We start from the raw sequence: 12,841 nt of genomic DNA, 5'->3' as shown, positions 1-12,841 counted from the left end.
CCCTCACCCCGTGCTGGCGCGGGCCGCGGCGAGCCGGGCGAGCGTCCGCTCGCGGCCGAGGAGCTCGATGGACTCGTAGAGCGGCGGCGACACCGTCCGGCCGCTGACGGCGACCCGGACCGGCCCGAACGCCTGCCGCGGCTTGCGGCCCAGCCCGTCGACGAGGGCGGCCTTCAGCGCCTCCTCGATGGCCGCGGTCGACCAGTCGCCGAGGTCGGTCAGCGCCGCGGTGGCCGCGTCGAGGACCTCGGCGGCGTCGGCGCCGCTCAGCTGCTTGGCCGCGGCGGCCGGGTCGACTTCCACGTCGTCGGTGAACAGGAAGCCGAGCAGCCCGACGGCGTCGGAGAGGGTGATCATCCGCTCCTGCGCCAGCGGGGCGATCGCGGCCAGCACCCGCTCCTGCTCGGCCGTCGGCGGATCGGCCAGCAGCCCGGCGCCGACGAGGAACGGGCGGACCCGGTCGAGGAACTCCTCGAGCGGCAGCGCGCGCAGGTGGGTGGCGTTGATCGCCTCGGCCTTCTTCAGGTCGAAGCGGGCCGGGTTGGCGCTGACCCGGGTGACGTCGAAGGCCTCGACCATCTCGGCCACCGAGAACACGTCCCGGTCGTCGGCGATCGCCCAGCCGAGCAGGGCCAGGTAGTTGGTCAGCCCCTCGGGCAGGAAGCCGCGCTCGCGGTAGACGTCGAAGTTCGACTGCGGGTCGCGCTTGGACAGCTTCTTGTTGCCCTCCCCGAACACCAGCGGCAGGTGCCCGAAGCGCGGGGTGCCCTGCGCGACGCCGATGTCGGTGAGGGCCTGGTAGAGCGCGATCTGCCGCGGGGTGGAGGGCAGCAGGTCCTCGCCGCGCAGCACGTCGGTGATGCCCATCAGGGCGTCGTCCACCGGGTTGGTGAACGGGTACAGCGGGGCGCCGGTGCCGCGGAGCAGGACGAAGTCGGGCACCGAGCCCGCCGCGAACGTGATCTCCCCACGCACCAGGTCGGTCCAGGTCAGGTCGGTGTCGGGCATCCGCAGGCGCAGCACCGGCAGCCGGCCCTCGTCGCGGAAGGCCGCCTTCTGCGCCTCGGTGAGCTCGCGGTCGGCGTTGTCGTAGCCGAGCTTGGGGTCCTGGCCGGCCGCGCGGCGCCGGGCGTCGACCTCCTCGTTGGTGGAGAACGACTCGTAGGCGTGCCCGGAGGCCAGCAGCTTGGCGGCCACCTCCCGGTAGACGTCGGAGCGCTCGGACTGCCGGTAGGGGCCGTTCGGGCCGCCGACCTCGGGGCCCTCGTCCCAGTCCAGGCCCAGCCAGCGCATGCAGTCCAGCAGGTGCCGGTAGGACTCCTCGGTGTCCCGGGCGGCGTCGGTGTCCTCGATGCGGAAGACGAAGGTGCCGCCGGTGTGCCGGGCGTGCGCCCAGTTGAACAGCGCCGTCCGCATCGCGCCGACGTGCACCAGGCCCGTCGGGGACGGGCAGAAGCGGGTCTTCACGGTCACCGGGCGCCCCCGGCGGTGGAGACGGTGTCGGCGCCGGAGACGGTGTTGGTCAGCGTGCCCAGGCCCTCGATCGACACCTCGACGCGCTGGCCCGGCGCGATCGGCCCGACCCCGGACGGGGTGCCGGTGAGGACGACGTCGCCGGGCAGCAGCGTCATCACGCGGGAGATGTGGGAGACCAGCGTGGGCACGTCGAACAGCAGCTGGCTGGTGCGCCCCTGCTGGCGCAGCTCGCCGTCGACGGTGCAGGTGACCTCGATGTCGGCCGGGTCCTTGCCGATGCCGGGCAGGTCGGTCTCGATCCACGGGCCCAGCGGGCAGAAGGAGTCGAAGCCCTTGGCCCGGGTCCACTGCCCGTCGCTGCGCTGCATGTCCCGCTCGGTGACGTCGTTGCCGATCGTGTAGCCGAAGATGCTGGCCGGGACCTGCTCCGGGGTGACGTTGCGCGCGCCGCGGGCCCCGATGACGACGGCCAGCTCGGCCTCGTGGTGCACGTTGGTGCTGCCCGGCGGGATGCGGATGGCGTCGCCGGGGCCGATGACCGAGGTGGAGGGCTTGAGGAACAGCAGCGGCTCCTTCGGCGCGTCGCCGGTCTTCATCTCCGCCACGTGCGCGGCGTAGTTCTTCCCGACGCAGACCACCTTGCTCGGCAGGATCGGCGACAGCAGCCGGATGTCGGCCTGCGGGAAGCGCTGGCCGGTGAAGGAGATGGGGCCGAACGGGTGGCCGTCGATCTGGGCGACCTGGCCGTCGCCGTCGAGGACTCCGAAGGACATGCCCGAGGGCGAGGCGAAGCGGACGATGCGCACGCGTCGAGGCTACTGACCCCCGTCCCTGGGCCGCGCCGCCGCCGGACCCCTACGGTCTCCGGTGTGGCCTGCCGCCTGTCCGAGATCGTCGTCGACTCGCGCGACCCCGAGGCCCTCGCGGCCTGGTGGGCGCAGGTGCTCGGCTACCGCGTCCTGTCCCGCGACGACGACGGCGCGGTCGAGATCGGCCCGGAGGCCGGCTTCGGCGGTCCGGCGCCGACGCTGGTGTTCGCGCCGGTGGCCGACCCGGCCCCGGCCAAGCCGCGCCTGCACCTGGACGTCAACCCGACCGACCGCGACCAGGAGGCCGAGCTGCAGCGTCTGCTGGCCCTCGGCGCCGTCCCGGCCGACGTCGGGCAGACCGGCGACGAGAGCTGGCACGTGCTGGCCGACCCCGAGGGCAACCCGTTCTGCCTGCTCCGCAAGAGACTGGAGGAGATCTGAGTGATCGTCATCGTCGTGAAGTTCCCCGTCCGCCCCGAGCGCACCGAGGAGTGGACGGCCCTCGCCCGCGACTACGCGGCCGCCGTGAACGCCGAGGAGGGCAGCGTCTTCTTCGAGTGGTCGCGCAGCCTCGACGACCCGGACACCTTCGTCTGCATCGAGGGCTTCACGGACGCCGACGCGGGCGGCGCCCACGTCGGCACCGACCACTTCAAGCGCTTCGTCGACGTGGCCCCCGACCTGGTCAGCGCGCAGCCGCAGATCATCTACATCGACGCCCCCGAGGTCAGCGGCTTCGGCCCGATGGGCGAGATCCAGCCCCGCGGCTGAGCGCCGGCCAAGATCAGCCTCCCTGATCGTGGAGCGTCCTCCCTCACCGTGTGACGTGCGGGAGGACGCTCGATGATCAGGTGAGCTGATCCTGGCGCGGGCCGCGGTGGCGGACGGCGTAGGTGAGGGCGTCGACCAGCGCGTGCCAGCTGGCCTCGACGACGTTGTCGTGCACGCCGACGGTGGTCCACTCCCCCGTGCCGTCGGTGGTGTCGATCAGCACGCGCGTGCGGGCGCTGGTGCCGCCCTTCCAGCCGAGGATGCGGACCTTGTAGTCGGCCAGCTCCACCCCGGCCAGCTGCGGGTAGCGGCCGACCAGCGCCTGCCGCAGCGCGCGGTCCAGGGCGTTGACCGGGCCGTTGCCCTCGGCGGTGGAGATGATCCGCTCCGTCGTCCCGTCGGCGTTGGGCACGTGCACCTTGACCGTCGCCTCGCCGACCACCAGTCCGTTGCCCCAGTGCTCGACGGTGGCGCGGTAGCTCTCCAGCTCGAACAGCGGCGGCGGGGCGTCGGGCAGCTGGGCGCGCAGCAGCAGCTCGAAGCTGGCGTCGGCGGCCTCGAAGGACCAGCCGTCGGCCTCCAGCACCTTCACCTGGTCGACGACCCGGCCGATGGCGTCGCCGTGCCCGGCCAGGTCGACGCCGAGCTCGCGGCCCTTGAGCTCGACCGAGGCCCGGCCGGCCATCTCGGTGACCAGGATGCGCATGTCGTTGCCGACGACCGCGGGGTCCAGGTGGTTGTACAGCTCGGGGCTGACCTTGATCGCGCTGGCGTGCAGCCCGGCCTTGTGCGCGAACGCCGACGCCCCGACGAAGGGCTGGTGGTCGTCGGGGGCGATGTTGGCCAGCTCCGCGATCGCGTGGCTGACCCGCTGCAGCTCCGGCAGGCACTGCGCCGGGACGACGGGCAGGCCCAGCTTCGTGACCAGGTTGGCGATCAGCTGGAAGGTGTCGGCGTTGCCGGCGCGCTCCCCGTAGCCGTTGGCGGTGCCCTGCACGTGGGTGACGCCGGCCTCCACGGCGGCGAGGGTGTTGGCGACCGCGCAGCCGGTGTCGTTCTGGCAGTGGATGCCGAGCGTGCCGGTGGTGCGGGACCGGACGTCGGCCACCACCCGGCCGACGGTCATCGGCAGCATCCCGCCGTTGGTGTCGCACAGGACGCCGACCTCCGCGCCGGCGGCGAACGCCGACTCCAGCACCCGCACCCCGTAGTCGGGGTCGGCGGCGTACCCGTCGAAGAAGTGCTCGCAGTCGACGAACACCCGCCGGCCGTGCGCCACCAGGTGGGCGACGGTGTCGGCGACCATCGCCAGGTTCTCCTCCAGCGTCGTCCGCAGCGCCTCGCGGACGTGCCGGACGTCGGACTTGGCGACCAGGCACACCACCGGCGTCTCGGCGGCCAGCAGCGCGGCGACCTGCGGGTCGTCCTCCACCCGGACGCCGGCCTTGCGGGTGCTGCCGAAGGCGACCAGCACCGCGTGCCGCAGCTCCAGCTCGGTGCGGGCGCGGGCGAAGAACTCGGTGTCCTTGGGCAGCGCCCCGGGCCAGCCGCCCTCGATGTAGCCGACGCCGATCTCGTCGAGCAGCCGCGCGACGGCGAGCTTGTCGGCGACCGAGTAGCTCACGCCCTCGCGCTGCGCCCCGTCGCGCAGGGTGGTGTCGAAGACGTGGAAGTCGAGATCGGTGGACATCGGATCTCCTGCGGGGGTGGATTCGGCCCGGACACGAAAAAGACCCCCCGGGTACGGGAGGTCTGCGCGCAGTCGGGGAACGGACTGCGCGCTAGCGAATGACGATCGTGCCGGTGCGGTACATCGCCGCCGAGTAAAGCACACGGCGCCCGCCTCCCCGGAGGGCCGCGGGCGCCGGGGCCGCCGGGCTGTCGGCGCCGGGAGCGTCAGCCGGAGGCGAGCGCCGCCAGGCGGTCGCCGACCTCCTGCGTGCGGATCTGCGCCTGCGGGTCGCGGGTCGACAGGTCGAAGGCGACCGCCGCGTTGACCTTCTTCGCCTGGTCGGCGCGGCCGAGGTGCTCCAGGAGCAGCCCGACCGACAGGACGGTGGCGGTCGGGTCGGCGATCCCCTTGCCGGCGATGTCGGGCGCGGAGCCGTGCACCGGCTCGAACATGCTCGGGTTGGTGCCCGAGGCGTCGAGGTTGCCGCTGGCGGCCAGCCCGATGCCCCCGGTCACGGCGGCGGCCAGGTCGGTGACGATGTCGCCGAAGAGGTTGTCGGTGACGATGACGTCGAACCGGCCGGGGTCGGTCACGAAGAACATCGTCGCGGCGTCCACGTGCTGGTAGGCGACGGTGACCTCGGGGAACTCGGCCGAGACCTCCTCGACCGTGCGCGACCACAGCGAGCCGGCGTGGGTCAGCACGTTGGTCTTGTGGATCAGCGTCAGGTGCTTGCGGGGCCGGGCGACGGCCCGCTCGAAGGCGTACCGGACGACGCGCTCGACACCGAAGGCGGTGTTGAGGCTGACCTCGGTCGCGATCTCCTGCGGGGTGTCCTTGCGCAGCACGCCGCCGTTGCCGACGTAGGGGCCCTCGGTGCCCTCGCGGACGCACAGCATGTCGATCTCGCCGGGCGCGGCCAGCGGGCTGCGCACGCCGTCGAACAGCCGGGCCGGGCGCAGGTTGACGTGGTGGTCGAGCTCGAAGCGCAGCCGCAGCAGCAGCCCGCGCTCGAGGATCCCCGGCGGCACACCCGGGTCGCCGATGGCGCCGAGCAGGATCGCGTCGTGCTGGCGCAGCTCGTCGAGCACGCTGTCGGGCAGCAGCTCGCCGGTGCGCTGCCAGCGCGCCGCCCCCAGGTCGTAGGGGGTGGTCTCGACGTCGGGGACGACCTCCCCGAGGACCTTCAACCCCTCGGCCACGACCTCGGGGCCGATGCCGTCTCCCGCGATGACTGCCAGGCGCATGGGGCCCGACCCTAGCCGGGCCACCGCTGCGTCCTGCGTCACACGTCCGCGGCGCGCACCTGCCGGGCGCCGATGGAGGCGGCGATGTCGGCGAGCAGGTCGGCCGGCACCGGGCTGTCGACGGTGACGACCATGAGGGCCTCGCCGCCCCGGGTGGTCCGGCTGACCTGGGCGCCGGCGATGTTGATGCCGGCCGCCCCGAGCGCGGCGCCGACGGTGCCCACCACGCCGGGCCGGTCGGTGTAGACGAAGAACAGCAGGTGGCCCGACAGGTCCAGGTCGATGTCGAAGCCGTCGATCTCGGTCAGCTTGGGCAGCTGGTTCTTGCCGAACAGCGTGCCGGAGACCGTGACCTCGGTGCCGTCGGCCATCGCGCCGCAGACCCGGACCAGGTTGCGGAAGTCCGGGCTCTCGACGTCGCTGGTCAGGGCCACCGCGAGCCCGCGCTGCTCGGCGAGCAGCGGGGCGTTGACGTAGGTGACCTGGTCCTCGACGACGTCGGCGAAGACGCCCTTGAGGACGGCGAGCTGCACGACCGACACGTCGTACTCGGCCAGCTTGCCGCGCACGTCCACGGTGACCGACTGCGCCAGCCCGCCGGCGACCGCGGTGAACACGGTGCCCAGCCGCTCGGCCAGCGGCAGCCCGGGCCGCACGTCCTCGGCGACGACCCCGCCGGCCTGCACGTTGACCGCGTCGGGCACGAACTCGCCCTGCAGCGCCAGCCGCACCGAGTGGGCCACGGCCGCCCCGGCCTTGTCCTGCGCCTCGGTGGTGGAGGCGCCCAGGTGCGGGGTGACGACGGTGTTCCGCAGCTCGAACAGCGGGCTGTCGGTGGTGGGCTCCCGGGCGAACACGTCGATGCCCGCCGCGCCCACCTGGCCCGACTTGAGGGCGTCGGCGAGGGCCGCCTCGTCGACGAGCCCGCCGCGCGCGGCGTTGACCAGGACGACGCCGCGCTTGGTGGTGGCCAGCTCGGCCGCGCCGATCAGCCCGACCGTCTCGGGGGTCCTGGGCAGGTGGACGGTGATGAAGTCCGACTCCCGGAGCAGTTCCTCCAGCGAGACGAGCCGGACGCCGAGCGCGGCCGCGCGGCCGGGCTGGATGTAGGGGTCGTGGGCGATGAGCGTCGTCCCGAAGGCGGCCAGCCGCTGGGCCACGAGGACGCCGATGCGGCCCAGCCCGATCACCCCGACGGTCTTGCCGGCGACCTCGACGCCCATGAACGCCGATCGCTCCCAGGCGCCCGCGCGCAGGGAGGCGTCGGCGGCCGGGAGCTGCCGGGCGGCCGCCAGCAGCAGCGCGACGGCGTGCTCGGCGGCGCTGACGATGTTGGACGTCGGCGCGTTGACCACCAGGACGCCGCGCGCGGTGGCCGCGGCGACGTCCACGTTGTCCAGGCCGACCCCGGCGCGGGCGACCACCTGCAGCCGCGGCGCGGCGTCCAGCGCCTCGGCGTCGATCCGGGTGGCGCTGCGGATGAGCACCGCCGAGGCGTCGGCGAGGGCCGGCAGCAGGGCCGCCCGGTCGGCGCCGTCGACGTGGCGGACCTCGACGTCCCCGCCGAGGACCTCCAGCACGCTGGGGGCGAGCTCCTCGGCGATGAGGACGACGGGCGCGGTCCCGGGGGACGAGGCGGTCACGGGGTCAGAGCCTAGGTCGCATCCGGCCCCTGCTCGCCGCCGTCGGGCGAGATCGCCGGGCGGTGGTTGCCCGCGCCACCCGGCGGGGAGATCCTGGCGACCGATCGTCGGCGCGGCCGGCGCCGAACGGAGGACCGATGAGCACGCACGGCGAGGACCGGCCGGCCGACGGGCCCGAGGGCCAGTCCCCCCAGGGCCAGTCCCCCCAGGGCCAGTCCCCCCAGGGCCAGTCCCCCCAGGGCCGGCCGCAGTACGGCCAGCCCGGGTACGGTCAGCCGCTGTACGGGCAGCCCGGGTACGGCGAGCAGCCGTACGGCGAGCAGCAGTACGGGCAGCCCCCGTACGGCCAGCAGCAGGGGTACGGGCAGCCGGAGTACGGCCAGCAGGGGTACGGGCAGCCGGAGTACGGCCAGCAGCAGGGACACGGCCAGCAGCCCGCCGGCGCCCAGCCGTACGGGCAGTACGCCGCCTCCTCCTACGGGCAGGGGTACGCCGCGTCCCCCTACGGCACGTACGGGCAGTACGGCGCCGGGTCCACCCGGCCCGGCGGCGTGGTCACCGCCGCGGTCCTCGGCTTCATCTGGGGCGCGCTCGGCGTCCTGGTCACGATCAGCCTGTTCGCCGGCGGGGCGTTCCTCGGTGGCAACACCGACGAGGCGGAGGACGCGCTGCCCGGCCTCGGCGACGCGGTGGGCACCGCCGCGGGGGTGCTGGTCTTCCTCGGCGTCCTCGCCCTGGCCTGGACCGTCGTCACCATCTGGGGCTCGGTGTGGGCGCTGACCGGCCGCAGCCGGGTGATGCTGATCGTGGCCGGGTCGATCGCCATCGCGGCCACCGGGCTGATGTTCGTCGGGGGCATCGGCTCCGCGCAGGACGAGGGGGCCGGCGGGCTCGTCCTCGGCCTGATCGGGCTCGTCGTCTCGATCCTCATCGTGGTGCTGCTGTCGAACCGGCAGGCCGGCGCCTGGTTCGCGAGCGAGCGCGCCCGCCGCCCCCGCTGACGCGACGGAGCACCCCGCCGGCGGCCTCCGCCCCCTAGGCTGCGCCGCTGACCCCGGGCAGCCGGGGGCCCCCGCGTACCAGGAGGAAGCCCTTCCATGTCCAGCCCCGACCCGAACTCCCCGCCGTACGGCGCCCCCCAGGGCCAGCCGGGCTACGGCGCACCCCAGCCGGGGTACGGCGCGCCGCAGCCCGGATACGGCCCCCCTCAGGGGTACGGCGGCTACGGCGGCCCGGCCGGTCAGCGCCCCGGCATGGCGACCGCCGCGGCGATCATCGGCATCGTGTGGGGCGGCCTCGGCACCCTCTTCGGCCTGCTGGTGATGCTCGCGGCCTTCGGGCTCGGCGCGGCGTTCGTCGGCCTCATCGCCCTGGTCTCGCTGGCGTTCTCCGCGCTGCTGCTGTGGGCGGGCATCCAGGTGCTGCAGGGCCGGTCCCCGCGCCTGCTGCTGCTGATCAGCTACGTCGCGATCGGCCTGGCCGTGCTCTCGCTCGTCGCGTCGCTTATCCAGGACGGCGGCTCGGCCGCCTCGTCGGTGCTCGGGTTCGTCATCCCCGGCGTGATCATCGGGCTGCTGTTCCAGCAGCCGGTCAAGCAGTACTACGCCGCGCGCGGCCAGTCCTACTGACGACGTGACGAGGCCCCCGCTGCGCGGAGCAGCGGGGGCCTCGTCGCGTCCGCCTCAGTTGCGGGCGGCCGTGCCGGTGTAGTCGTCGGACGCCGACACCCAGCTCATCAGGCCGCGGAGCTTGCGCCCGGTCTCCTCGATCGGGTGCGCCTCGGCCTCGGCGCGGCGGCGCTGGAAGTCCGGCGCGCCGGCGTCCTGGTCGGCGATGAAGGCGGCGGCCCAGGAGCCGTCCTTGATCGCGGCCAGGACCTCGCCCATCGACTCCTTCACGCGGGCGTCGATGACCTTCGGGCCGGAGGTGTAGTCGCCGTACTCGGCGGTGTCCGACACCGACCAGCGCTGCTTGGCGATGCCGCCCTCGTACATGAGGTCGACGATCAGCTTCAGCTCGTGCAGGCACTCGAAGTAGGCGACCTCGGGCTGGTAGCCGGCCTCGGTCAGGGTCTCGAACCCGGCGGTGATCAGCGCGCTCGCGCCACCGCAGAGCACGGCCTGCTCGCCGAACAGGTCGGTCTCGGTCTCCTCGGCGAACGTCGTCTTGATGACGCCGGCGCGGGTGCCGCCGATGCCCTTGGCGTAGGACAGCGCCAGCTGCAGCGCGTTGCCGCTGGCGTCCTGCTCGACGGCGACCAGGCAGGGCACGCCCTTGCCGTCGGTGAACTCGCGGCGCACCAGGTGGCCGGGACCCTTGGGGGCGACCATCGCGACGTCGACGCCGGCCGGGGGCTTGATGTAGCCGAACCGGATGTTGAAGCCGTGGCCGAAGAACAGCGCGTCGCCGTCCTGCAGGTTCGGCTCGACCGACTCCGTGTAGAGGTGCCGCTGCACGTGGTCGGGCGCGAGGATCATGATCAGGTCGGCCTCGGCGGCCGCCTCGGCCGGCGTGACCACCCGCAGGCCCTCGGCCTCGGCCTTGGCCCGGCTCTTGCTGCCCTCGGGCAGGCCGACGCGCACGTCGACCCCGGAGTCGCGCAGCGACAGCGCGTGGGCGTGACCCTGGCTGCCGTACCCGAGGACGGCGACGGTGCGCCCCTGGATGATCGACAGGTCGGCGTCGTCGTCGTAGAAGATCTCGGCGGCCATGCGGTGCGGTTCCCTTCGGGTTGCGGTACTCGGTGGAGCGGATCAGGCGGTGCGGTCGACCGGGCGCAAGGTACCGGCGCCCGACATCGACCGCGGACCCCGGCCCAGGGCGACGGTGCCCGACTGGGCCATCTCCTTGATCCCCAGCGGGGTGAGGACGGCGAGCAGCGCCTGCAGCTTGTCCGGCGTGCCGGTCGCCTCGAGGGTGACGGTGTCGGTGTTGACGTCGATCACGCGGGCCCGGAAGAGGTCCGCGGTCTGCAGCACCTGGGTGCGGTCGGCCATCGGCGCGCGGACCTTGACCAGGAGCAGCTCGCGCTGGACGGCGGCGCCGCCCTCCAGCTCCACGATCTTGATGACCTCGATCAGCTTGTTCAGCTGCTTGGTGATCTGCTCCAGCGGCGCGGACTCGGCGTCGACCACGATCGTCATGCGGGACAGGTCCGGGTTCTCGGTCGGCCCGACGGCCAGCGACTCGATGTTGAAGCCGCGCCGGCTGAACAGCGCGGAGACGCGGGCCAGGACGCCGGACTTGTTCTCGACGAGGACCGACAGGGTGTGGCGGGTCATGACTCTCCTCAGACCTGGTCGTCGCCGAAGACCGGGCGCAGGTCGCGCGCGGCCAGGATGTCGTCGTTGCTGGCGCCGGCGGCGACCATCGGCCACACCTGGGCGTCGGCGCCGACGACGAAGTCGATGACCACGGGCGCGTCGGTGATGGCCATGGCCTTCTCGATGACGGCGTCGACGTCGTCCTTGGACTCGCAGCGCAGCCCCACGCAGCCCAGCGCCTCGGCGAGCGCGACGAAGTCGGGGATGCGGACCGGCTTGCGGGACCCGTCCTCGGCCACCGGGTGCAGCTTGGTGTTGGAGTAGCGGCCCTCGTAGAACAGCGTCTGCCACTGCCGGACCATGCCGAGGTTGCCGTTGTTGATGACGGCGACCTTGACCGGGATGCCCTCGATGGCGCAGGTGGCCAGCTCCTGGTTGGTCATCTGGAAGCAGCCGTCGCCGTCGATCGCCCACACCGTCGTCTCCGGGCGGCCGTACTTGGCGCCCATCGCCGCGGGGACGGCGTAGCCCATCGTGCCGAGGCCGCCGCTGTTGAGCCAGGTGCCGGGCTTCTCGTACCGGATGAACTGCGCGGCCCACATCTGGTGCTGGCCGACGCCGGAGGTGTAGATCGCGTCCGGCCCGGCGATGGCGCCCAGCCGCTCGATGACGTACTGCGGGGACAGCGAGCCGTCCTCGGGCCAGTCGTAGCCGAGCGGGTAGCGGGTGCGCCAGTCGTCCAGCTGCGCCCACCAGGCGTCCAGGTCGGGCGTGTGGCCGGCCTCGTGCTCGGCGCGGACGGCGGCCACGAGCTCCTCGATCGTCGCCTTCGCGTCCCCGACGATCGGCACGTCGGCCCGGCGGTTCTTGCCGATCTCGGCCGGGTCGATGTCGGCGTGGACCACCTTGGCCTCGGGGGCGAAGGAGGCGAGGTTGCCGGTGACCCGGTCGTCGAAGCGGGCGCCCAGGGCCACGATCAGGTCGGCCTTCTGCAGCGAGGTGACCGCCGCGACGGTGCCGTGCATGCCGGGCATGCCCAGGTGCTGGCGGTCACTGTCGGGGAAGGCGCCGCGGGCCATCAGGGTGGTGACCACCGGCGCGCCGGTGAGGTGGGCCAGCTCGGCCAGCTCCTCGGTCGCGCCGGCCTTGATGACGCCGCCGCCGACGTAGAGCACCGGCCGGCGGGCCGCGGCGATGAGCGCGGCGGCCTCGCGGACCTGCTTGCCGTGCGGGCGGGTGGTCGGCTTGTAGCCGGGCAGGTCCAGCCGCGGCGGCCAGGAGAAGTCGGTGGTCGCCTGCAGGACGTCCTTGGGGACGTCGACCAGCACCGGCCCCGGCCGCCCGGTCGAGGCCAGGTGGAAGGCCTCGGCGATCCGCTGCGGGATCTCGTCGGCCGAGGTGACCAGGAAGTTGTGCTTGGTGACCGGCATCGTGATGCCGCGGATGTCGGCCTCCTGGAAGGCGTCGGTCCCGATGGCGCCGCTGGGCACCTGGCCGGTGATCGCCACGACCGGGACCGAGTCCATGTAGGCGTCGGCCAGCGGGGTGACCAGGTTGGTGGCGCCGGGCCCGGACGTCGCCATGCACACCCCGACCCGCCCGGTCGCCTGCGCGTAGCCGGTGGCCGCGTGCCCGGCGCCCTGTTCGTGGCGGACCAGCACGTGGCGGATGCGGGAGTCGAACAGCGGGTCGTAGAGCGGCAGGATCGCCCCGCCGGGGATGCCGAACGCCACCTCGACGCCGACCGCCTCGAGGGACCGCACCAGGCTCTGCGCGCCGGTGATGCCCTGGAGCGGGGCGTGGGCTGCCTCGGTGACCGAGCGCGCGCCGGTCTCCACGCCGGCCAGGGCTGCGGCGGCGTCACGGGTCGGCTGCTCGCTCGGGGTGGTGCTGCTCATGTCGGCGATCTCCTGGCGGCCTGGGTGAGGGCGATGGCGCGCCGCCTGCTCGGGGCGCAAAA

General features: G+C 73.5%; 12 protein-coding genes. 4 read left to right on the top strand and 8 right to left on the bottom strand.

Features of this window, described 5'->3' with window-relative positions; all coding sequences use genetic code 11:
* Positions 1–3: 3 nt before the first annotated feature.
* Entirely contained in the window at positions 4–1,473 is a 1,470-nt protein-coding gene (gltX, locus tag ACI79F_RS00630) for a glutamate--tRNA ligase (protein WP_456543727.1), read from the bottom strand.
* Positions 1,470–2,282, bottom strand: coding sequence for a fumarylacetoacetate hydrolase family protein (locus tag ACI79F_RS00625; protein ID WP_456543728.1), 813 nt, complete (start codon positions 2,280–2,282; stop codon positions 1,470–1,472). Before ACI79F_RS00625 ends, gltX begins: the two co-directional genes overlap by 4 nt.
* A 63-nt stretch (positions 2,283–2,345) precedes the next feature.
* Here ACI79F_RS00625 and ACI79F_RS00620 point away from each other — a divergent pair, with 63 nt between their 5' ends.
* Both ACI79F_RS00620 and ACI79F_RS00615 read left to right on the top strand, forming a co-directional pair.
* Positions 2,346–2,726: a VOC family protein gene (locus ACI79F_RS00620; RefSeq protein ID WP_456543729.1), complete on the top strand. Its 381-nt coding sequence runs from the start codon at positions 2,346–2,348 to the stop codon at positions 2,724–2,726.
* Positions 2,727–3,056 carry a putative quinol monooxygenase gene (locus ACI79F_RS00615; RefSeq protein ID WP_456543730.1) on the top strand — a complete coding sequence of 110 codons (330 nt, stop codon included), beginning with the start codon at positions 2,727–2,729 and terminating at the stop codon, positions 3,054–3,056.
* A 76-nt stretch (positions 3,057–3,132) separates the two neighbouring features.
* Here ACI79F_RS00615 and cimA read toward each other — a convergent pair whose 3' ends face one another.
* The 3 genes from cimA to serA all read right to left on the bottom strand — a co-directional run bounded on the left by cimA (position 3,133) and on the right by serA (position 7,618).
* Positions 3,133–4,746: a citramalate synthase gene (gene cimA / locus ACI79F_RS00610; protein ID WP_456543731.1), complete on the bottom strand. Its 1,614-nt coding sequence runs from the start codon at positions 4,744–4,746 to the stop codon at positions 3,133–3,135.
* A gap of 206 nt (positions 4,747–4,952) precedes the next feature.
* Positions 4,953–5,975: a 3-isopropylmalate dehydrogenase gene (locus ACI79F_RS00605; RefSeq protein ID WP_456543732.1), complete on the bottom strand. Its 1,023-nt coding sequence runs from the start codon at positions 5,973–5,975 to the stop codon at positions 4,953–4,955.
* Between the two features lie 38 nt (positions 5,976–6,013).
* Positions 6,014–7,618: a phosphoglycerate dehydrogenase gene (gene serA / locus ACI79F_RS00600; protein ID WP_456543733.1), complete on the bottom strand. Its 1,605-nt coding sequence runs from the start codon at positions 7,616–7,618 to the stop codon at positions 6,014–6,016.
* A 137-nt stretch (positions 7,619–7,755) separates the two neighbouring features.
* Here serA and ACI79F_RS00595 point away from each other — a divergent pair, with 137 nt between their 5' ends.
* The gene (locus ACI79F_RS00595) at positions 7,756–8,619 is read left to right on the top strand and encodes a hypothetical protein (protein ID WP_456543734.1); all 864 of its coding nucleotides are present in this window, start codon (positions 7,756–7,758) and stop codon (positions 8,617–8,619) included.
* 96 nt (positions 8,620–8,715) lie between these two features.
* A complete protein-coding gene (locus ACI79F_RS00590; protein WP_456543735.1) occupies positions 8,716–9,246 on the top strand; it encodes a hypothetical protein in 531 nt (176 codons plus the stop codon).
* 54 nt (positions 9,247–9,300) lie between these two features.
* Here ACI79F_RS00590 and ilvC read toward each other — a convergent pair whose 3' ends face one another.
* The 3 genes from ilvC to ACI79F_RS00575 are packed head-to-tail and all read right to left on the bottom strand — an operon-like array spanning position 9,301 to position 12,779.
* Entirely contained in the window at positions 9,301–10,329 is a 1,029-nt protein-coding gene (gene ilvC / locus ACI79F_RS00585; RefSeq protein ID WP_456543736.1) for a ketol-acid reductoisomerase, read from the bottom strand.
* Positions 10,330–10,371: 42 nt separating this feature from the next.
* Positions 10,372–10,899: an acetolactate synthase small subunit gene (gene ilvN, locus ACI79F_RS00580; RefSeq protein ID WP_456543737.1), complete on the bottom strand. Its 528-nt coding sequence runs from the start codon at positions 10,897–10,899 to the stop codon at positions 10,372–10,374.
* A gap of 8 nt (positions 10,900–10,907) precedes the next feature.
* Positions 10,908–12,779, bottom strand: a complete 1,872-nt coding sequence (locus ACI79F_RS00575) for an acetolactate synthase large subunit (RefSeq protein ID WP_456543738.1) — start codon at positions 12,777–12,779, stop codon at positions 10,908–10,910.
* Positions 12,780–12,841 lie beyond the last annotated feature (62 nt).

It is taken from the genome of Blastococcus sp. SYSU D00868, assembly GCF_054050575.1.
This window is presented reverse-complemented; position numbering and strand designations above follow the sequence as displayed.

Coding starts and splice junctions, on each gene's coding strand:
- cimA (WP_456543731.1), bottom strand. CDS start 4,746: ATGTCCACCGATCTCGACTTCCACGTCTTCGACACCACCCTGCGCGAC.
- ACI79F_RS00605 (WP_456543732.1), bottom strand. CDS start 5,975: ATGCGCCTGGCAGTCATCGCGGGAGACGGCATCGGCCCCGAGGTCGTG.
- ACI79F_RS00595 (WP_456543734.1), top strand. CDS start 7,756: ATGAGCACGCACGGCGAGGACCGGCCGGCCGACGGGCCCGAGGGCCAG.
- ACI79F_RS00590 (WP_456543735.1), top strand. CDS start 8,716: ATGTCCAGCCCCGACCCGAACTCCCCGCCGTACGGCGCCCCCCAGGGC.
- ilvC (WP_456543736.1), bottom strand. CDS start 10,329: ATGGCCGCCGAGATCTTCTACGACGACGACGCCGACCTGTCGATCATC.
- ilvN (WP_456543737.1), bottom strand. CDS start 10,899: ATGACCCGCCACACCCTGTCGGTCCTCGTCGAGAACAAGTCCGGCGTC.
- ACI79F_RS00575 (WP_456543738.1), bottom strand. CDS start 12,779: ATGAGCAGCACCACCCCGAGCGAGCAGCCGACCCGTGACGCCGCCGCA.